Source organism: Roseofilum sp. Guam, from assembly GCF_017746735.1.
In the GTDB taxonomy this organism is placed as follows: domain Bacteria; phylum Cyanobacteriota; class Cyanobacteriia; order Cyanobacteriales; family Desertifilaceae; genus Roseofilum; species Roseofilum reptotaenium.
In genome coordinates, this window is the sequence record NZ_JAGHZN010000028.1 from 24,671 (window position 1) to 45,736 (window position 21,066).

Below are 21,066 nucleotides of genomic sequence, written 5' to 3' on the forward strand. Positions count from 1 at the left end.
CTGCTTGAACTTTTACAAATCCTTAGTTGACATTTGGTAATATTGCGATTCCTCCAGAAAGCTTCGCTAACGCGGCAGCGATGGGTCGCATTATCGCGAAGCGACTGGGCAGAAGTATCGCCCCCAACCCACGCTCAATTAGATCGACTAGCGCTCGATTGATTATTGTGTCAACTTAATAAACCTTTACAAATCCTTAACCTTGAGTAGAGTTACCGTAACTAGAGATACAACAAAATTGCAGAGGATGAGTGAATAATCATCATTCACGATTGAGGAGGATTGCCTGTGAATGCAGCCGAACAAGCAAAAAACTTTGAAGTCGCCAGCCAAATAGCTACCGTCATCAACCTGTTGAAGTCCCAGTTTCCGGATGCGCGGGTGGATATGAAGCCTTGGATGAACGATCCGTGTACCCAAGAACTCGTCGATCCTGACTCCATCGATCTGGGCTTCCATTTTCCTGGATTTAGTCGATCTTTCCAAAGTCGTTCCGTGCTGATCCAGATTCGCTTTCATCACGATCGCCTAGAAAACGCTTATCGAGCGATCGGCATTGAGGTAACTGGATACAGCCACAAAGGGCAACAATGGCGATTCTCCACCGTGGAGAATTGGCACTTTGAGGGCGAAACCCAACCCAATCCCGACACCGCAAGCAAATTGAAGCAGTTTTGCCGTCAAACCTTAGCACTGTTCAATCGCGGCGATCGCACAGCATAAAAACCCATCATCCTAGCAAGATGAAAGTTTGATTTCCTAAAATCCCAAAAATATCTTAATATTGTCTCAAGACTGGATTTGTCATTAGACAACTTGCTGATAACCACAACCATCTTAGGAGGACAAGTATAGTATGGCCCTCGTACCCATGCGACTTCTGCTCGATCACGCAGCCGAAAACAACTACGGTATCCCAGCATACAACGTAAACAACATGGAGCAAATCCTGGCCATCATGCAAGCTGCTGATGAAGCCGATAGCCCCGTAATTCTGCAAGCTTCTCGTGGTGCTAGAAAATATGCAGGTGAGAACTTCCTCCGTCACCTGATTCAAGCCGCAGTTGAAAGCTATCCCCATATTCCCATTGCTATGCACCAAGACCATGGGAATGCTCCTGATACTTGCTATACCGCTATGCGCTATGGTTTCACGAGCGTCATGATGGATGGTTCCTTAGAAGCTGATGCCAAAACTCCTGCCAGCTTTGAGTACAACGTTAACGTTACTGCTGAAGTTGTTAAAGTTGCTCACTCCATTGGGGTTAGTGTTGAAGGAGAACTCGGTTGCTTAGGTTCTCTGGAAACTGGACAAGGTGACAAAGAAGATGGTCATGGGTTTGAAGGAACGCTCTCTCACGATCAATTGTTAACTGATCCTGACGAAGCTGTTCAATTTGTAGAACAAACTCAAGTAGACGCTTTAGCTGTTGCGATTGGAACCAGCCATGGTGCTTACAAATTCACCCGCAAACCTACTGGTGAAATCCTAGCAATCAGCCGCATTGAAGAAATCCACAAGCGCCTGCCTAACACCCACTTGGTTATGCATGGATCTTCTTCTGTACCTGAAGATTTAATTGCCATCATCAACCAGTATGGTGGTAGCATCCCTGAAACCTACGGCGTACCCGTTGAAGAAATTCAGAAAGGAATCAAGAGCGGTGTGCGTAAAGTTAATATCGACACCGACAACCGGTTAGCCATTACCGCTGCTATCCGCGAAGCGGCATCTAAAGATCCTTCTAACTTCGATCCTCGCCACTTTATGAAGCCTTCTATCAAGTACATGAAAGAAGTTTGCTTGGATCGTTATCAACAGTTCTGGACTGCCGGTAATGCCAGCAAGATCAAACAAGAAACCTTGGATGTTTATGCCGTTAAATATGGCAAAGGTGAATTAAACGCAACCACCAAACAAGTAGCTGCTGTTTAATTTTTCTTGAGTATTTGCTCTTCGTTTGTTCCTAACTGTTCACTGATATTATGGATGGGGATGAATCTTCGGGTTCATCCCTTTTGTTTGATGTTATGACGCTTTGCGCTAGGGAATAGGCTTTTGGTACATATATAGTTAATTCAATTAATACTGAGACACTCTAAGAGTGTCTACAATAACGGTATATGTAGGGGCGAAAAATTTTTCGCCCCTACAAAAATATCTCACTGTTATTTGAATTGACTATAGCTTTGAGGATTCAACACTGTCCCTCATAACGCAAGCAAAGCGCTGTAGGTTGTAAGAACGAACAACGGTTCGCCCCTAAAGGTTGCGTACTTAAACCTTGAAATTGGCCGTAATGCGACTCATAGCTTCCTCCACATTTTCCCGACTGTTGAATGCCGAGATACGGAAGTAACCTTCTCCAGCAGCACCAAATCCCGATCCGGGAGTCCCCACGACATAGCACAAATTGAGCAATTTATCAAAGAAGTCCCAACTCGAGAGTCCTTGGGGGGTTTTTACCCAAATATAGGGCGCATGAACTCCACCATAAACGGTTAATCCAGCATCGGAGAGCTTTTGACGGATAATTTGGGCATTTTCCAGGTAAAACTTGATTAAGCCTTGAACTTGGCTTTGTCCTTCTGGAGAGTAAACCGCTTCTGCTCCACGCTGTACCAGATAGGAAACGCCGTTAAATTTGGTGGATTGGCGACGATTCCACAGTTGATGTAGGGTGACTTCTGCACCGTCAGACGCAGTGACTTTTAAGCTTTTGGGAACGACGGTATACGCACATCGAGTTCCTGTAAATCCCGCATTCTTGGAGAAGGAACGAAACTCGATCGCACATTCCCGTGCGCCTTCGATTTCATAAATAGAATGGGGCAGCTCTGGATCGGTAATAAATGCTTCATAGGCAGCATCAAAGAGAATCACGGAACCATTGGCTCTAGCGTAATCGACCCAAGCTTTCAGGTCAGCCTTAGATGCGGTTGCCCCCGTGGGATTATTGGGGAAACAGAGATAAATTAGATCTACGGGGCGATCGGGAATTTTGGCAGTAAAGTTGTTCTCGGCTGTAATGGGCAGATAGAATAAGCCTTCATATTCGCCCTTATCATTGACTGGTCCAGTATGACCCGCCATGACATTAGTATCCACATATACTGGATAAACCGGATCGGTAACAGCAATGGTATTACCCTTGCCGAAAATGTCCAAAATATTGCCTGTATCGCACTTACCGCCATCGGAGACAAAGATTTCCGATGCATCAATCTCACATCCCCGTGCTTGGAAATCCTGACTAGCAATCTTTTCCCGTAACCAAGCATACCCCTGTTCTGGGCCATATCCTTTAAATGTAGCCCGATCGCCCATGTCCTCCACTGCCTTAATCATTGCTGTGCGGCAAGCTTCGGGTAAAGGTTCCGTTACATCTCCAATACCTAGCTTAATAATGGGAGCATCCGGATTAGACTCAGTAAACACTCTCACCCGTCGGGCAATTTCTGGGAATAAATAACCCGCCTTCAACTTGAGATAATTTTCGTTAATTGTGACCATTGTGGCTTTATTGAGACTCTTTCTATCAGCTTAGGCGTAAACCGGTATCATAGGAAGATCTGCGATCGCCAGTCATGAGTAGATGAGCTAGTCATCTTTGAGTTGGGTGAAGGTAATGTCGAGTAGGGCAGGTTAACATTGAGGTGTAACCCACCCCCACAGATTATGCTTTCTTCAGCCAGCTAAACATAGCTCGTAGGTCTTTCCCTACCTCTTCGATGGGATGTTCAGCTTCTTGACGGCGCATGGCATTAAATCCAGCTTTACCCGATTGATTTTCTAACACAAATTCACGGGCGAATTGACCGCTTTGAATTTCTTCGAGGATTTTCTTCATTTCGGCGCGGGTTTCGTCGGTGATAATCCGATGGCCGCGAGTATAATCGCCATATTCAGCCGTATTGGAGATACTATCGCGCATTTGGGCCAAGCCGCCTTCGACCACCAAGTCTACAATTAACTTGACTTCGTGGAGGCATTCAAAATAGGCTAATTCCGGTTGATATCCTGCCGCTACCAGGGTTTCAAAACCGCTCTTAATTAGGGCACTTAAACCACCACAGAGGACAGCTTGTTCGCCAAATAAGTCAGTTTCAGTTTCTTCGCGGAACGTGGTTTCCAGGATACCCGCACGAGTACCGCCTACACCTTTAGCATAAGCCATGGCGCGATCGCGAGCTTGTCCGGTTGCATCTTGATAAACCGCAAATAAACAGGGAACTCCTTCCCCTTGTTCATAGGTTCGCCGCACCAAATGTCCCGGCCCTTTTGGCGCTACCATAATGACATCTACATTTGCTGGAGGAACCACTTGACCAAAGTGGATATTAAACCCATGGGCAAAGGCTAAAACATTACCTTCACTCAGGTTCGGGGCAATTTCATTCTGATAAACCGTCTTTTGCACCTCATCCGGCAGTAAAATCATAATCAGGTCTGCTGCTTTCGCGGCATCCGCAACAGGTTTAACCGTTAACCCGGCAGCTTCTGCTTTGGCTGTTGACTTACTCCCCTCATACAACCCCACAATCACATTAACCCCACTCTCCTTTAAATTCAGCGCATGGGCATGTCCTTGGGAACCATAGCCAATAATGGCAACAGTTTTACCGTTCAGTAAATCTAAGTTAGCATCCGCGTCGTAGTACATCCGGGCCATAATCACGATTCTCCTTGGTGATTGATTTGTATTTTATGCCAGCCTTTAAGTGTAGCGCGTTGTGGGGAAAAAGGCAAAAGGTAATAGGTAAAACGGCTTCACGTCCATAGAGACTCAACCGCACACTGAAACTCTGGTAAAAGGGGACTTGTGAGGGTATCTTGGTCAGATAGGGTAACAGCTTTTTCTAAACGGGCTTGGTTACGGCGATAGATTTCAATTTCTCGTTGCTGATAATCAACGATCCAGTATTCTCGCACTCCTTGCACAGAATACAACTTTAACTTATTTTGTCGGTCTTGCTTCTTCTCCTTCTCTAACATCGATAAAACCTCAACCACCAACTCTGGCGCACCCCTCAAATGTCCATCATTATCCAAAAGCTGGGCAAGACGTTTATGGGAGATCCAAACTACGTCAGGAATCACATAATCACTCTCAAAAAAGATAATTCCAGGACCAAATACAGCTTCTCCCAAACCTGTTTTTTCCGACCATATATTTAAGCAGATACAGATTTTTCCCATAACCATTTGGTGATATAAATGGGGCATTTAATTCCTGAATAATTCTCCATCAATAATCTCATACCTGATGCCATTGTCGGGGAACCCTTCTAAATCTTTACTTGTCCAATGGACAGCGTTTCCTTCTGATGAAATCATGGTTACAGGGCATCTATAACAAGAGTTTAACTTTATGTTTTGTGAATTCAAATAGCGATTAGTCTTCCCACAATACTTCTAGAGGACACTGAAAGTCTGGTAAAAGTGGACTGGTGAGCGTATCCTGCTCAAATAGGGTGACAGCTTTTTCTAAACGTCCTTGGTTACGACGATAGATTTCTATTTCTCTTTGCTGATAGTCAACAATCCAATATTCTCGCACTCCTTGCACAGAATAGAGCTTTAACTTCGTTTCTTTGTCTCGCTTTTTATCCTTCTCTGACTTCGATAAGACCTCGATCGCCAACTCTGGCGCACCAGTTAAATGTCCAGCATCATCTAAAACTTGAGATAGACGTTCGCGGGATATCCAAACTACGTCAGGGATAACGTTATCACTATTGGAAAAAATAATCCCCGGACAAAAGGATGCTTGTCCTAAACCTGTTTTTTTTGACCAAATTCGTAGTTCTGTATAAATTGCTCCAGAAATATCTTGGTGATTCCAATGGGGTGATTTAGTCATGAATAATTCTCCATCAATAATCTCATACCTCGTGCCATTGTCGGGGAATCCTTCTAAATCATCAATTGTCCAACGGACGGTTTTTACTTCTGATGAAATCATGGTTACACTCAGCCTCTAGAGAGTTGCCAGGGATGGGATAGGGTTCGTCTATGTTAGCGTATTATATGAGCGATCGCCTTTGAGCCTTTGAGCTATAATTCTCTAAATCTATCCTAAGCAAGGGTAACCGGTGGAGTAAGTGAACAAAATGCCTACTGCCGATCAGCTAGAAAGTTTGTATCGGGTGAGCTATCAATTAACATTCATTAGATATTGAGTTTGAGATCGTGCCTAATGGGGAGGTATTCTGATGTATCCAGTCAATTTTGAGGCAATGCAGTGATGACGAATTAAAACGTTACTTTCTCAGCAACCGCGAAGATAAAATGGCTTTTCAGGCTTATTTGGACAGATTTAACCAACGTCCAAAATCACTGATTGCTAGTCCAAATGACCCCAATTTTGACGCGAAGATTCAATCAGCCATTCGGGAAAAACTAAAAACGTTAGAGAGCAATTAGCAGAGCTTTGAGGCAATGAATGACCCAACAAGAGGTATGGTAAGGCTAGTTGGATCGCATCTTACTCATAATTGCCCAAATCCTCAATGAAATATTGGGCAGTGTGGTTTTCGCCTTTGATGGTTTCACCACGACAATTGACTATAACTGTTTCAAAGTCGAACACTATTAGTTTCTTGCCACTGAGAGATAATTGACTCATGATCACTTTTTAAATTCTCCCTATCTTTAAGAAAGTAAATACCAACTTTTCAATTGCCTATTGCCTAGCGCTTCGCGCTATAGTGCATATTTAAGGATTTGATGGTGGGCAGGGTTAAAGTTGTCGAAAGTGACTCAATCGCTAATCCTCCTGCCCACCTTACGATGATTTCAATTCCTAATTTTCGACTCTAATCGATATTCATGTCCAGGGAACACTTCAATTTGATCTGGCCCTGCATTAGTGGTTTCCACACAGACAAACCGAAGATAATCATCATCACTTAAATCGTCACATTTAGCAGCTTTTTCAGACCAAGGATTCCAGACAACAGCGCTGCTACTCCCTTTAGAAAGGATCTGAATCTGGCGTTTCCAGGTGGAATCATCAATCGCTAACTTAGGTGGAACATTCATGTAAATGCGATCGACTTCTGAGTCAATCTCTACTACTCCAGCTTGAGATTTTTGCACTCCACCCTCTACTTTATCAATATATTCTGTTCTATCTAAGCCCAAAATCCTGACTCCATCAATATTGCCGACCTGGAAATAGGTATGTAAGGCTTGGGTAATTGTAAAGGGTTCATTCCCTTGGTTACGAGTAATTAAACCCACGGTTAAGGTATCACCAACGACAATGTCAATGACTAATTCCCAAGCATGGGGCCAAAGTTCGCGGGTTTCTGGGGTATCGGTTAATCCTAACTGGATTTGGGTTTCTCCTCCTGGAGTCGTTCCGGTGGACAAAACTGACCAAAACCGATTGCGTACAAACCCGTGACTGGGAAGTGTTGAGTCTTCTGGATGGGGGCCAAACCAGGGCCAGCAAACGGGAATTCCACCGCGCAGTCCTTTTCCCGCTTGGATGCGTGCGCTTTCGCTCAGAAACAGGAGATCCTCCGCTTCAGTCATGGGTTGAAAGGAGAGGACATGACCCCCATAAAGGGCAATGGTAGCCTTGGCGAAGTTATTCTCAATTTGGATAATGGGAAAGCCTTCTACTTCTTCAGGAACCGATATAATGCGATCGGGTGGGAACTCGGTTGTGCCATCAATAAATTTGAGTTGGCCGTCAATTGCATAGCGATCATTGAGTTGATTAATCATAAAATAAACCTGATAATTGAGTCTCAAATGTACCTAGCCGCTTGGCTTTTTATTCCATTATTATCCACCAATCATGCTTCATGGTAAATGCTAATTCTATACCCACCGGATTAACGGACGATCGCGTGGAAAGCCTCTATCGGTCCGGCTTGCATAATAATGTTAATTTACCCAATAGTCGCTCCTATCAAGATATTTTACGCGAAACCGTGTTTACCTTCATTAATGGGGTATTCTTTTCGATTTTTATGCTGCTGATTTCCCTGGGACGCTACAGCGATGGAGCGATCGTGATTGCAGTGTTGTTTAGTGCGGTGATGGTGAGTGTCTGTCAGGAAATTTGGGCGAAACGCAAGTTAGACCGAGTAGCGTTGTTAACCCGTCCGCGATCGCTGGTAATGCGCAATGGTCAAGAATGCATCCTCGATCCTCGTGAACTGGTTCAGGGGGATGTGCTGCATCTGGTTCCTGGAGAGCAAATCATCCTTGATGGAGAAGTGTTGCAGGGACAAATTGAGGTGGATGAGTCTCTGTTAACGGGGGAAAGTGATGCCATTGTCAAAAAACCGGGCGATCGCCTGCTCTCTGGCACGTTTTGCATTAGCGGCAATGGGTATTATGAAGCGCAACAGGTGGGGAAGGAAACCCTCGCTTATCGTCTGGCTTCGGGGGCTAGGGCGGTGCGACAGGTGTATACTCCTTTACAGGAGCAGATCAATCTGGTGATTCGCATCTTTATTTTGGTGGCTGGGTTTCTGTGGATTTTAGTGGCGATCGCTGTTCTCAGTCGTACTTTATCGGTGAGCGATGGGGTGCAAAAAGCGGCAGTAATCTCCAGTTTAGTGCCTGCGGGCCTCTATTTATCGATTACTCTAGCCTATGCTCTGGGAGCGGTGCGGATGCTAGATCGAGATATTCTGATTCAACAGGCGAATTCTGTGGAATCCCTGAGCCATGTGGAAATTCTCTGTTTGGATAAGACGGGAACGCTAACCGCGAATCAAATTGAAGTGCATCAGTTAGAGGCAATTAATGGTGAAACGGAGCGTCTAGAGCAGGTTTTAGGCGTTTATGCCGCAAGTTCGACGACTCAAAACGCCACCAGTGAGGCGATCGCTCGTTATTCTCCCCGTTCCCCACAATCGGTTAAGGAGGAAGTTCCCTTTACGTCTGCACGCAAGTGGAGCGGGTGTATTTTTGCTCCTGGGACAGAACAAGGAACCTATGTGCTAGGCGCTCCGGATATCCTAGCGCGCTCGATTCCCCTTTCCGAGGATATCCGGGAAACGATTCACCAGTGGACGGAACAAGGCTATCGCGTCTTGCTGTTTGCCGGTTCTCCAGAGATTATCAACCTTTACGATACTCCTTTGGAGTCGCTTCGCGAACGCGACAATACGCCCACGATTCCCCCTACCCTTGCCCCTTTGGGATTGGTAATTTTAGGGGATAAATTGCGTCCGGGAGTGTTAGAAACGCTGCAAGGATTTCAACAAGCAGGGGTGCAACTGAAGATTATTTCGGGTGATTATCCGCAGACGGTACAGGCGATCGCCCGTCAGGTGGGATTAGAGGGCAATTTAGCGATGATTTCGGGAGCGGAGTTAGCCCAAATTGAACCGCAAAAATGGCCGCAAGTCGTGCAAGACTATACCATTTTCGGGCGGATTACCCCCGATCAAAAAGCGCAATTGGTGAAAGAATTGCGGCAAAAAGGGATTTATGTGGCCATGATTGGCGATGGAGTGAATGATGTTTTATCCCTGAAACAAGCGAATTTGGGGATTGCCATGGAAAGTGGCAGTAAAGCAACCAAAGCGGTGGCGGATTTAGTGTTATTAAAAGATTCGTTTGTTTCGCTCCCCTTTGCACTGTTGGAAGGGCAACGAATTCAAAACGGAATTCAGGATGTATTGAAGTTGTTTATTATCCGCATTTTTTCATTTACCTTACTCATTTTAGCCACCGGTCAAGTGATTGGTACATTTCCCTTATTGAATAAACATAGTGCTTTGGTGACTGCGCTTTCTGTCGGCTTTCCAACCATGAGTTTGCCCATTTATGCGAAACCGAGAGGGGAACAGGATGGCAATCGGGTTCGCGCTCTTTTTCGGTTTATTTTACCCGCCACATTATCAGTAACTTTAGCCGGATTAATCGTTTATTTAGGCTATTTAGTCACCAGTGTTTGGCGAGCGGTGAGTCAGGGTGGGATGGTGATTGTCGATAATGAGTTATTAGCTATTCCTCGCAGCGCGTTAGTCACCCTCTTAATCTTCTGTGGCTTAACGTTAATGCTGTTTCTCAAACCCCCAACGCGGTTCTGGGTAGCCGTGGAACCCCTGAGCGGAGATTGGCGATATACGAAGGTTGCAGTGAGTTTGTTGGGGTTATACGGGCTGATTTTGGCGATCGCCCCCGTGAGAAACTTCTTTGACTTGACGCTATTATCAGCATCAGATTACGCCTTTATTCTGGCGATCGTTTTGCTGTGGATCTATCTCCTGCGCCTCACCTGGCGACGGAAATGGTTAGAGCGTTTCTTGGGGAAATTTCATTAATCGAATGCTTTATATCAAAATGGTGCAGATAGGGACATAAGCGATAGAAGTACTTTAGTTCGCGGAATGTTGTAATATCTTAGCCCAAATAGCCTCATAATACTCATCAATAGGAATTTTTTTTATCTCCTGAACTTCTAGTCTAGAATCAGGAGCAATTATCCCCCTAATTGGAGAGGATGCTCTTCCGCCTACTCTTAAGTTAATTGAGGTAATGCTTTCAATAATTGTCTGCTTCTTAGGAATGGTATCTTGCTTAATCGTTTTATCATTTTCTAAGGTTTGACTACCCCTATCCACTTTTCCCAGATATATCCATCCTTCTACATTGGATTGTTCTTGCGTAAGTTGCTGCAATAGTTTTTTTTCAGGACTTGTTTCTATTTCCACTGGATCATAGGTTTCTATCTTCGGACTCTCTGGTGTCGGTACTATAATCAGATTTTCTACTGTCTGTATTCTAGCTAATTTAGAAAAAATTTCGTTTTCAAAATCAGCCGCGACTGAAGGATCATCAGCAATTAAGTCTGATATAGTGCTAGTCAATTCCTTATTCTGACTAGATACTGCAATCCTAAACAAGATGATTTTTTCTTTATTGCTTTCAGCTAAAGCATAAAGACTCATCAGAGCAATCTTTGCTTTTGTTTCTTCTCCAGCTAAATTGTTCAATTGTTGTTGAATTAGCTCTGCAAACTTTTGAGTCCTTTCAATTTCTTGCACCCGTTCTGCAAGTTTTTGTGAGTTTTGTGCAGCTATAGTTGATTGCCATGATGTGTATAAACCAAAAACTGCTACCATTATTCCTACTACAATCTGTAATTTTTCCAAAAATTTTTGATTTTTGTCAGATTGAGAAATTCGATTATTGGCTGTGTTTTCCTGTTGTTCACTCATAATGACACCTTATCCACGCAAACCTATTCTCTAATGCTTCCCAATTAGTCCGAGAGATATGGCTCAAGTCTTTTCCGCTCATACTGCATTCAAGTGTGGAGATCGCTAATTCACGTCATCTGTATTTTCCATTCTAGGCGATCGCCCCTATTCCCCTTCTGCGTCCTTTCTAAATCGCTCTAATAGCTCTTCGCGAGACAATTGTAGCAACAGAGGCGTAAACTCATCTGATGGCAGAGTAGCAATTTCCTTCACAATAGCCGCCAGTTCCTCATCTAGTTCTCCAAAACGGACACGCAAAATATCCGCTATCAACCGAAGGGTTGCTCGTTGTTCTCCCTCTTCGCGCAGTTGGGCGATCGCCTCTTCATACAATTGAGTTAGAGTCACGATTAGCACCTCCTCATCTGGATCGGCTGCTGGGTTTTACCGTAGGGCTAAAACCGCTAAAAAATGGCACACTAATTTTATCACATTCGCTCGCCATCGATGGGTTGGCGGCAGGCTCTCCAATTCTTGAATGGCTTGTTGTTGAACTGTTCCTCTTCCCAGAAGTCTCAACCATAGAGTTTCTGGAGTTCTCGGCAATTGATGGATAACGATGATGGCACTTTTATACAGATCCCCTAAATAATAGATTCCTGGCGGGCTATTTTCTGCCTCCTTTGCACGAGCATTATCTAGCAAATTTTTGGATATGGACAGAATTATATTATACTCAATTACCGCCACGATCCTTGCTCGCACTCTAACAAGCGATTTAAGATCGCTAAATCCTCTTCGCGATCGCTCTGACGCACTTTATCTTCCATCCCCACATTCACCAACTCTAGCATTAATCGCACTGCCAAGGCTTCTTGCACTTCATCTTCTAGGGTTTCTGGATTAATCTCTTCTAAGTTTTCCAGATAAGACTTGAGATGATTCCATTCAAATGTCTCCATTAGTTGATTAATCACATAAACTTGCTCAGGACGAGCTGTTTTCATCACCGTAGCGATCGGTTGCTTTAAGATTTCTTGAATTTCTGCTTCTGATGCCTTTTGCCGTAGCCAATTTTCCGAAGTTGATAGGGGTAAATCGATCGATTTATTGTCTACTTTGGCGAAGGCATGGGCTTCTCTATAGGAAATACGACCATCCTGGTTATAATCCGCAGAATCGGCTCTTTCTCCCGTGCGCTTCTGACCACTTAAACCGGCAAAAAAGCTAGAGCTATAGTCCACATAGTCTGCTTCATTCACTTCTGGGGTGCAACCGACCGAAGGTAAAGTTTCTACGGTGGCAAAAAAACCGCATCGAGTCTGCGGGGCAACGGGATTTTCTGAATTCCCCCCTTCATAAATTATATTGGCAAAGGAGCCAGAATAGCATTGAGCCATCATGGTAACGACAGGCTTTTCGGCGGGCATCAAGTCTAACAATTGGGCAAACTCTTGCACGCTGACTTGTTGACGATCCCACAATAAAAGCGTATTATTTTCAGTATTTTCTTGATTTTGTAAGCCGTGGCCAGTAAAATAGATAAACAAGCCTCGATCGAGAGATTGGGCGAGGGGCGCTTGAAACCAATTCGTCAAGTTTTTTAAGGTGGAAGAACCATTCAAAAAGGGAATTTGAGGAACTTTAAATTTCTCTTCCTGATTCTCGTCTAAATAACGCACAGTAAGCTGTCCATCATTTCCATTAGCAAAGAAAAAATCAGCATCCTGTTCTGGGTTATAGCCCAAAAATTTCAGCACTCGTTGAAAATAAAGGACATTTTTTTCTAGGGCAATTTCGTTAGTGGCAGGATTTCCACCACCCGCAACCACCAGAAAATTGGGGGGTTGACTCAGAGATTGGCAAGTTGATGAAGTAGAAACAGGTGCAGAATAGGGGGGAAAAACGGCCAGTGCGGATAAACTGGTCAGGGTAGCAGACAAGAGATGAGACCAAAACATAACCGGAAACTCTAAGCAAACGATGAATGATTTCCATTGTGCCCAAAATTTTCCGGACTAGGAAACCCGATCGCCGGAAGGAATGAGCCAAAGCCTGTAGGATAGTAAAGGACTTGCTGATGGAACTCGATAATGACCGATCGCCGATCGCCCGAAAATAAGGAAAATCCCTATTTCAAGCGCCTACAGCTCTATGTGTACCTCACCCCCGTCGTCGGATTTGTCCCCGCTCTATGGACGCTCTACCAGAAAAAAGGCGATCGCCAAATCCAACTCACCTGCCGTTTAGCCGTTGTTCTTGCCCTCAGTTGGGCGATCGCCATTAGTCTACTCAACACCAGCGCCAACGCTTCCGAATCCCTGCATCTTCCCCTGCTAATCACCAGCAGTACCCTCACCTCCGGCTACTTTTTCCTTAATATTTGGTTAATGATTCGCCTGTGGAGACACCAAAACATTTGCATTCCGGGCATTTCTGAACTCGGCGATCGCTTACCCTAACCGGAACAAAAACCTACTCTAACATTCACCAGGTATCAACCAGTGGTGAGAAAGGCAATAATATGTAACAATTGCCGCTGAATCCCAAATCAGAAGAGTCCCAACCTCTTCTCATTATTTCTAATTAAAGTGTGAGGAAACCTGTGTCCATTCATCAAAGCTCCGATCGCAAGACCCCCTTCAAATCCTACCCCCAACCCGTCCCCAGACCCCTTGGGAGTGGTTTGCGATGGCTCTCCATTGGACTAGGACTAACGGGTATTGCCCTATTATCAGCCACGGCTGGGGCCCTGTTAGCCGTCTCTTTAATTAGTACCCCCTTAATGCAAAGCAGACTCACTCCAGAAGAAGCTGCCGTTTTTGGTCAAGGGGAAAAAATCTCTTCCGGTAACAACCTCCAACTCCCCGAACTCACCCGCCCCGTCAACATTATGATTCTAGGGGTAAAAGTCCTCACCTCCGATGTAGACACCCCTCCCGAAGAAATCGCTGATTTAGGATACCACGCCCTCGTCAACTCCTTTGAAGGTCTCAGCGATACCATGCTCATGCTGCGGTTTGAGCCAACCACAAATAAAGTCACCCTCCTTTCCATTCCCCGTGACACCCGCACCTGGGTCGAAGGCCATGGTCTAGTCAAAATCAACGCAGCCAACTACCATGGTGGCCCAGCCCTCACTGCCAGTTCCATCAGCGAACTACTCGGAGGCGTAGGAATTGACCGCTATGTTCGCATCAACGTCCAAGGTATTGAAAAACTGATTGATGCTTTGGGTGGAGTCACGGTTCATGTGCCCAAGGACATGAAATACCAAGATGATAGCCAACATCTCTACATCAATCTCAAAGCTGGAACTCAACACCTAAACGGTGCTCAAGCTCTACAATTTTTGCGCTACCGCTACGATAATTTAGGCGATATTGGGCGCATTCAACGGCAACAGATGTTCTTACGAGCAATGACGGAACAAACCCTCAGTCCAGCCACCCTGAGCAGATTACCCAAAATTTTATCGGTTATTCGCTCCCATATTGACACCAACTTAAGCGTCGAAGAACTACTCGCCCTAGCCAACTTTGCTGGGCAAACCGATCGCTCTAAAATGCAGATGTTACTCTTACCCGGGCGATTTAGCGAACTAGAAGAATTTGATGCCAGTTATTGGGTTCCGAATTACGGTAGTATTGACTCGCTCATGGCCGAGCATTTTGATTTTGGCTATGAAGCCTATGACGACTATACCGATTATGAGATCGATCCGACCCAATTGGCGATCGCCATTCAAGACACCACCGGCCAACTCGAATCCGTCGATCAACTCTTCATTTGGTTAGAAGCCCAAGGCTACTATAACCTCTATTCCACTAATTCCTGGAGCGATCCCCTCACTACCACCCGCATTATTGCCCAAGACGGCAATATCGAAAGCGCCAGAGCCATTCGTAACGTCCTCGGATTTGGAGAAGTCCGTGTTGAAAGCACTGGTAGTTTACAATCCGATGTCACCATTCAACTCGGCCAAGACTGGTTAACGCAAATGGCAACAGAATCAAGAATCGACTCTACCTCCTATTCTGAATGGCAATCCTATTAGACCATGAGGGGATAGGGAGATAGGGCGATCGAGGGACGCAGTGAAATTGGAAATTCTCTATTGCCTATTGGCTAGCTAATTACCCATTAACCATTACCCACTACTGCTGTATTGTAATAAAGAGGTGAAAAACGCCCACCCATCTGATCAAACTCCTACGGAACTCTCTATGGCTATTGGATATCTTGCCTTTGTTCTTCATGCACACCTTCCCTTTGTCCGTCATCCAGAAAGTAACTATGTCTTAGAGGAAGAATGGCTTTACGAGGCAATTACAGAAACCTATATTCCCTTAATTCATATTTTTGAAGGACTCAAACGGGATGGGGTAGACTTCAAACTAACCATGAGCTTGACTCCTCCACTTGTCTCCATGCTCATGGACCCCCTCCTACAAAAACGCTATGACCACCATTTAGCCCAACTCCAAGAATTAATTGAAAAAGAAATCGATCGCTACAAATATCACGGTCACCTCAAATATTTAGCAGAATTTTATGCCCAAGAATTTGCCAAGACTCGCGCCACTTGGGAGAGATATCAAGGGAACTTAATTACCGCCTTCAAGCAATTTCAAGATAGTAATAATCTCGACATTATCACCTGTGGCGCAACCCATGGTTACTTCCCCTTAATGAGAAGGCAGCCAGAAACGGTTTGGGCACAAATTAAAGTCGCTTGCGACCATTATCAAGATATCTTTGGTCAGCTTCCGAGGGGCATTTGGTTACCCGAATGTGCCTATTATGAAGGCGTAGAAAAACTGCTCGCTGATGCTGGACTACGCTATTTTCTCATTGATGGTCATGGGATCATGTATGCTCGTCCCCGTCCCCGGTTTGGAACCTATGCCCCCATTTTCACCGAGACTGGAGTAGCCGCTTTTGGCCGCGACCATGAATCCTCCCAACAAGTGTGGTCTTCTCAAGTTGGTTATCCAGGAGCGCCAGAATATCGAGAATTTTATAAAGACTTGGGATGGGAAGCAGAATATGAATATATTAAACCTTATATTTTACCCAATGGACAACGGAAAAATATTGGTATTAAATATCATAAAATCAGCGGTCGAGGCTTAGGATTATCAGAAAAAGAACTCTACGATCCCTATTGGGCAAAAGAAAAAACGGCTGAACATGCCGGGAACTTCATGTTTAATCGGGAATATCAAGTGCAACATCTGCACCGAATTATGCAACGTCCGCCAATTATTTTATCGCCCTACGACGCTGAATTATTTGGTCATTGGTGGTATGAAGGGCCTTGGTTTTTAGATTATCTGTATCGTAAAACTTGGTTCGATCAAAGCACTTATGCGATGACCCATTTATCGGATTATTTGAATGACTATCCTACCCAACAAGTGTGCCGTCCTGCCCAGTCAAGTTGGGGTTATAAAGGATTTCATGAATATTGGTTGAATGAAACCAATAGTTGGATTTATCCCCACTTACATCAGGCAGCCGATCGCATGGTAGAGTTAAGCATACGTGAAGGAGGCGATCGCCTGGAAGAAAGAGCCATTAACCAATGTGCTAGGGAACTCTTATTAGCCCAATCCTCCGATTGGGCGTTCATTATGCGCAGCGGAACCATGGTTCCCTATGCCAACCGGCGCACCAAATCCCATTTGATGCGCTTTAATAAAATCTATGACGATGTGATGGCAGGAAGTATTGATAGTGGTTGGTTAGAAAAGGTCGAGCATATGGACAATATCTTCCCCAACATTGACTATCGGGTATATCGTCCGCGCTAGAGTGTGGAGAGAGGAGTATCAGTAGACACGGGGATAGACTTCTTCTCCATTCCCCTACGGAGAGCGCAAAGCACTGTAAATAACTCAACTGTGTTCCTTTCCCCATTTTTAATTGAGATTAGGAGTTAAGATGACTCATTTGACTCTCGACCTAGAAACCGTCAATTTGACTGATGAGCAATATTATCAGTTGTGCATCAGAAATAAGCATCTTCGCTTTGAACGTAATGCTCATGGAGATTTAGTCATTATGCCTCCCGCAGGTGATGAAACCAGTAATCGTAATGCTGGACTAACTGCTCAACTTTGGTTATGGAATGAAGACCAACAATTAGGTGTCGTATTTGACTCTTCAGCCGGTTTCACCTTGCCTAACGGTGCAAAACGCTCTCCCGACACTTCTTGGATTCCTCTCGAAAAATGGGAAAAAATACCACTAGAAGAACGAGAGAAATTTAGCCATATTTGTCCTGATTTTGTGGTCGAATTAATGTCACCAAGCGATTCATGGAAAGCGACCCAAAAAAAAATGCAAGAATATTTGGATAATGGAGCAAAATTAGGTTGGCTGATCAATCGACAGAAAAAACAAGTAGAGATTTATCGACCCGATCGAGAAGTGGAAAAATTAGACCGCCCTTCTACATTATCAGGAGAAAAGATATTACCCGGGTTTGTTTTGAAATTATCCAAAATTTGGTAAATCCCCCTCGTTCATTCCTTAATCCGTGCTGCGTTTAATGATTCACAATTCACTCTCTGCGATCAACGATCGCCTACTAACTCTTGTGCTGAACCTGTTGAATCACTTCCACCACTTCCTCAAAGTCCAAAGGCTTACTCAAATAGCCATCTGCTCCTGCTTTCATACATTGCTCCCGATCGCCAGCCATCGCCATTGCCGTGACAATAATCACTGGAACCTCTTTCCACAAAGGATTGGCTTTCAAGCGCTGGACTAACTCTAAACCATCCACTTCTGGCAACTGTACATCCATCAAGATTAATGCGGGTAAATTTTGTTGGGTTACTAAGGGAGACTCAATGGTATTGACCATTACTTGACCATCAGCGATCAATTCCACCCTATAGCCTTCCAGCTCCAGGATCTCAGAAATCAAGGCTTGATTATAGGGTTGGTCTTCTACCACTAACACCCGCTTCCCATTCACTTCTTTAGGAGGATCGCCGATGGGAGGCCCCTCTTGATCCAAGTCCATCTCCTTAGCAGATAAACGACTCATTCCCGTCAGGGGTAACCAAACTCGAAACACGCTACCTTTACCCTCTTGGGACTCAAACGAGAGAGTTCCCCCATGGAGTTCAGCCAGTCGTTTCGTTAGGGAAAGACCCAAACCTGTTCCCTCATGACGACGGGTTAAAGAGGAGTCAATTTGTTGAAAGGGACGAAAGAGTAGGTGTTGTTGATCTTCGGGAACGCCAATACCTGTATCTTGGACTTCTAAACAAAGATAGGGAGTACTCTGATTAATAGGGGAGCGATCGCAGCGATTTTCTTGGGCTAATTCTTCCCCATATGCTAATCTGCCCTTGAGTTTAATCTGTCCCTTCTCTGGAGTAAACTTCACCGCATTAGAGAGCAAATTGACTAAAATTTGACGGATACGCCGTTCATCGAGCAAGGCTTGATCCAAACGATAATCCAATTCTAACGAGAGAATTTGCCGTTTTTTATCTGCACGGGGTTGGATCATCTTCAGACAATCCGTACATAGCTCATGAATACCCATAATTTGTAGATCTAGTTCCGATTTACCCGCCTCTATTTTCGATAAATCCAGGATCTCATTAATCAGAGAGAGCAAATGTTTCCCACTAGAGGCGATCGCCTTTACCTGATTTTGTTGCCGTTCATTCAATTGACCTGAGCGCTGGCGGAGCAATAAATCGGAGAAGCCTAAAATACTATTCAATGGAGTTCGTAGTTCATGGGACATAGAAGCCAGAAACTCCGATTTTAATTGAGACGCTCGCTCTAAATCTTGATTAATTTGATGCAGGGTTTCCTGAGCGCTGGCCCGCTCAATCGCCACACCCAAAGTCCGACACGCTGCGATGAGCATATCCTGCTGGGGAGAATTTTCCAGTCGGTGTATAGTGCGCGATTCTAAGGTTAACACCCCAATCACCCGACCATCAGAAGTAGGAATGGGAAAAATCCCCAATTGGCCAATGTTCGGATGGCGAAATATCTCTAGTGATTGGGGATGGTTACAGTAATTTTCAATAAATAAGGGTTCTCCGGTACGGACAACTTCCCAGAGCAAACCTTGACCCTGGGGAATGCCTTTTTGTAGTAAGGATTCCATTTCTTCCACCACGGGTTTACCACAACTGGCAATAAATTGACCGGAAATATTATTGGTTAAGGGGCCGGCTAGTCGTTCCTCCCCTTCTCCGCTAATCACTTTAATATCCCCAAATGCTGAGTCCATCGTTTCTATGAGATAATTCAGGGCATATTGACCCATATCTTTCAGGGAAACTGAGGTCTGTAGCCTTTCATTGAGGCCTAACAGGAAACGGAGACGCTTGACCTCTGCATTTAAGCTTTCTTCCATCAGGGCTGCTTGTTTGAGTGCTTGGCGATCGCGGGTCACATCGCGGAAAATCAGTAATCGTCCTTCATTAGAAGTAGCTGTTGTTGAAATTTCCAAGTGAATTCCATTAGATTGTTCAACTTCAATGGCTACATCCGTTTTTGCCGATCCGATAATTCTGGATTTGAGTTCTTGACATTCTCCTGGACTCCAATAGCCTTGATGGATTAAGTGGCTAATAACCGTTTCAATATGGGGCTGTTTTTGTAGATACTCAAGGTCAACTTCCCACAACTGAGCCAACTTCTGGTTAAACAAGACCAAGTGATGGGAAGCGTTGAATAGAGCGATCGCGTTGTCCATTTGAGACAAAATTAATTCTTGTTCTTCTTGAAGACGCTGTAGATCCATGGCAGTTTATTCTCGGTTGGGGGATACAAGCATGGCATTATCTTCCCAATGTACTCAACTGACGAGATATATCTTCGCATAACGTTACATTTCTTGAGGTCAGGTGACTCGGCTTTCGATCTATAGCAGAGAAAGGGAGAGTTAGGACATTTTCTATTACCTATTGCCTATTGCCTATTGCCTCAAACCATAACCTCACTATCCTAATCAACTCTTTCACTGCTATAGATTGCGATCGCACCTCATCGATTTCCCTTTTACAAAAATTCATAAAAACATAAATTCAGACATTAAATTTAGTATTATTTTATAGAAATCCCCTCAAAACTTAAGCCCACTTAAATCCAAGATTAAACAACAAAAATATTGTCAAAAAGAATCTAGATTTTACTGAAAATCTTTATAAAAAAATGAAAATTTTCCTCCATTTAGCGCTTCAATAGAAACTTAAGAACACCCAAAATTCAACACAGACTATGCAATCTTCAGTCGCCCCTCCCACCTCAGACAAAAAAAACGCCTCGGCCAAGCCTGCGGCCAAAGATAAACGCTTCAAAGCCTTAGATGTAACCATGAAGCGCAATCAATATCGCCAAGATGCCCTGATTGAAATCCTGCACAAAGCTCAAGGAGCCTTTGGTTATCTTGAAGAAGAAGTCCTAGAATACATTGCCCGCAACCTCAAACTCCCCCTGAGTCGAGTCTACGGAGTCGCAACCTTCTATCATCTCTTCTCCCTCAAACCGTCCGGTACTCATACCTGCGTCGTTTGTATGGGAACAGCTTGCTACGTCAAAGGAGGAGATAAAGTCTTAGCTGCCCTCGAAGACCATACGGGCGTTCATTCTGGAGAAACCACCCCCGATGGACAAGTTTCTCTCGTTACTGCCAGGTGTATCGGAGCGTGCGGCATCGCCCCTGCTGTTGTGTTTGATGGTCAAGTGGCTGCCCAGCAAACCCCAGAATCTGTAATTGAGCGGATCAAAGGCTGGCAAGAGTAGAGGAGGGGGGACGCGGTGACACGGTGACACGGGGACACAGTGAAATAGAAACTATTCCCTATTCCCTATTCCCCCACCCCGGTACACATAATGATTACG

The 21,066-nt window shown here is 44.6% G+C and carries 19 protein-coding genes and 1 pseudogene; 9 read left to right on the forward strand and 11 right to left on the reverse strand.

The genetic code is table 11. The annotated features are described in order from the left end of the window. Positions 1 to 288: 288 nt before the first annotated feature. Together J7529_RS12405 and fba are read left to right on the forward strand one after the other, a co-directional pair. Positions 289 to 723: a hypothetical protein gene (locus J7529_RS12405; protein ID WP_271937724.1), complete on the forward strand. Its 435-nt coding sequence runs from the start codon at positions 289 to 291 to the stop codon at positions 721 to 723. Positions 724 to 856: 133 nt separating this feature from the next. Beyond that, positions 857 to 1,936, forward strand: coding sequence for a class II fructose-bisphosphate aldolase (fba, locus tag J7529_RS12410; protein ID WP_271937726.1), 1,080 nt, complete (start codon positions 857 to 859; stop codon positions 1,934 to 1,936). 342 nt (positions 1,937 to 2,278) lie between these two features. Here the strand turns inward: fba and J7529_RS12415 are convergent, their stop codons facing one another. From J7529_RS12415 to J7529_RS12430, 4 genes and pseudogenes are all read right to left on the reverse strand, one after another. Next, a complete protein-coding gene (locus tag J7529_RS12415) occupies positions 2,279 to 3,514 on the reverse strand; it encodes an LL-diaminopimelate aminotransferase (RefSeq protein WP_318729215.1) in 1,236 nt (411 codons plus the stop codon). A gap of 163 nt (positions 3,515 to 3,677) precedes the next feature. Continuing rightward, positions 3,678 to 4,673: a ketol-acid reductoisomerase gene (gene ilvC, locus J7529_RS12420; RefSeq protein ID WP_318729216.1), complete on the reverse strand. Its 996-nt coding sequence runs from the start codon at positions 4,671 to 4,673 to the stop codon at positions 3,678 to 3,680. 98 nt (positions 4,674 to 4,771) lie between these two features. After that, positions 4,772 to 5,338, reverse strand: a pseudogene (locus J7529_RS12425) (Uma2 family endonuclease). A gap of 58 nt (positions 5,339 to 5,396) precedes the next feature. Continuing rightward, positions 5,397 to 5,966, reverse strand: coding sequence for a Uma2 family endonuclease (locus J7529_RS12430; RefSeq protein WP_318729218.1), 570 nt, complete (start codon positions 5,964 to 5,966; stop codon positions 5,397 to 5,399). A gap of 326 nt (positions 5,967 to 6,292) precedes the next feature. Between J7529_RS12430 and J7529_RS24720 the strand changes: the two genes are divergently transcribed. Continuing rightward, entirely contained in the window at positions 6,293 to 6,427 is a 135-nt protein-coding gene (locus J7529_RS24720; RefSeq protein ID WP_390889975.1) for a DUF6887 family protein, read from the forward strand. A gap of 61 nt (positions 6,428 to 6,488) precedes the next feature. On the opposite strand, the gene J7529_RS12435 is transcribed toward J7529_RS24720, so the two are convergent. Together J7529_RS12435 and J7529_RS12440 are read right to left on the reverse strand one after the other, a co-directional pair. Then, positions 6,489 to 6,629, reverse strand: a complete 141-nt coding sequence (locus tag J7529_RS12435) for a hypothetical protein (protein WP_318729219.1) — start codon at positions 6,627 to 6,629, stop codon at positions 6,489 to 6,491. Positions 6,630 to 6,799: 170 nt separating this feature from the next. After that, a complete protein-coding gene (locus J7529_RS12440; RefSeq protein WP_318729220.1) occupies positions 6,800 to 7,738 on the reverse strand; it encodes a D-hexose-6-phosphate mutarotase in 939 nt (312 codons plus the stop codon). Between the two features lie 80 nt (positions 7,739 to 7,818). Between J7529_RS12440 and J7529_RS12445 the strand changes: the two genes are divergently transcribed. After that, entirely contained in the window at positions 7,819 to 10,299 is a 2,481-nt protein-coding gene (locus tag J7529_RS12445) for an HAD-IC family P-type ATPase (RefSeq protein WP_318729221.1), read from the forward strand. Between the two features lie 54 nt (positions 10,300 to 10,353). Here J7529_RS12445 and J7529_RS12450 read toward each other — a convergent pair whose 3' ends face one another. From J7529_RS12450 to J7529_RS12465, 4 genes are all read right to left on the reverse strand, one after another. Further along, entirely contained in the window at positions 10,354 to 11,196 is an 843-nt protein-coding gene (locus tag J7529_RS12450) for a hypothetical protein (RefSeq protein ID WP_318729222.1), read from the reverse strand. 147 nt (positions 11,197 to 11,343) lie between these two features. Beyond that, complete coding sequence (locus J7529_RS12455) at positions 11,344 to 11,586, reverse strand: hypothetical protein (protein WP_318729223.1); 243 nt, start codon at positions 11,584 to 11,586, stop codon at positions 11,344 to 11,346. A 36-nt stretch (positions 11,587 to 11,622) separates the two neighbouring features. Beyond that, positions 11,623 to 11,928 (reverse strand): hypothetical protein, encoded by a 306-nt coding sequence (locus tag J7529_RS12460; RefSeq protein WP_318729224.1) that lies wholly within the window; start codon positions 11,926 to 11,928, stop codon positions 11,623 to 11,625. Further along, positions 11,919 to 13,139: a hypothetical protein gene (locus J7529_RS12465; RefSeq protein ID WP_318729225.1), complete on the reverse strand. Its 1,221-nt coding sequence runs from the start codon at positions 13,137 to 13,139 to the stop codon at positions 11,919 to 11,921. The genes J7529_RS12460 and J7529_RS12465 overlap by 10 nt, the downstream gene beginning before the upstream one ends. Before the next feature lie 132 nt (positions 13,140 to 13,271). On the opposite strand from J7529_RS12465, the gene J7529_RS12470 reads away from it, so the two are divergent. From J7529_RS12470 to J7529_RS12485, 4 genes are all read left to right on the forward strand, one after another. After that, entirely contained in the window at positions 13,272 to 13,640 is a 369-nt protein-coding gene (locus J7529_RS12470; RefSeq protein WP_271937750.1) for a hypothetical protein, read from the forward strand. Positions 13,641 to 13,783: 143 nt separating this feature from the next. Next, positions 13,784 to 15,235: an LCP family protein gene (locus J7529_RS12475; protein ID WP_271937751.1), complete on the forward strand. Its 1,452-nt coding sequence runs from the start codon at positions 13,784 to 13,786 to the stop codon at positions 15,233 to 15,235. A gap of 169 nt (positions 15,236 to 15,404) precedes the next feature. Continuing rightward, complete coding sequence (locus J7529_RS12480; protein WP_271937752.1) at positions 15,405 to 16,994, forward strand: glycoside hydrolase family 57 protein; 1,590 nt, start codon at positions 15,405 to 15,407, stop codon at positions 16,992 to 16,994. Between the two features lie 130 nt (positions 16,995 to 17,124). Next, on the forward strand, positions 17,125 to 17,697 hold the full coding sequence (locus J7529_RS12485) for a Uma2 family endonuclease (protein ID WP_271937753.1): 573 nt from the start codon (positions 17,125 to 17,127) through the stop codon (positions 17,695 to 17,697). A 76-nt stretch (positions 17,698 to 17,773) separates the two neighbouring features. On the opposite strand, the gene J7529_RS12490 is transcribed toward J7529_RS12485, so the two are convergent. Next, positions 17,774 to 19,966 carry an ATP-binding protein gene (locus J7529_RS12490; RefSeq protein WP_318729226.1) on the reverse strand — a complete coding sequence of 731 codons (2,193 nt, stop codon included), beginning with the start codon at positions 19,964 to 19,966 and terminating at the stop codon, positions 17,774 to 17,776. Positions 19,967 to 20,442: 476 nt separating this feature from the next. Between J7529_RS12490 and hoxE the strand changes: the two genes are divergently transcribed. Then, complete coding sequence (gene hoxE, locus J7529_RS12495) at positions 20,443 to 20,967, forward strand: bidirectional hydrogenase complex protein HoxE (RefSeq protein ID WP_318729227.1); 525 nt, start codon at positions 20,443 to 20,445, stop codon at positions 20,965 to 20,967. Positions 20,968 to 21,066 lie beyond the last annotated feature (99 nt).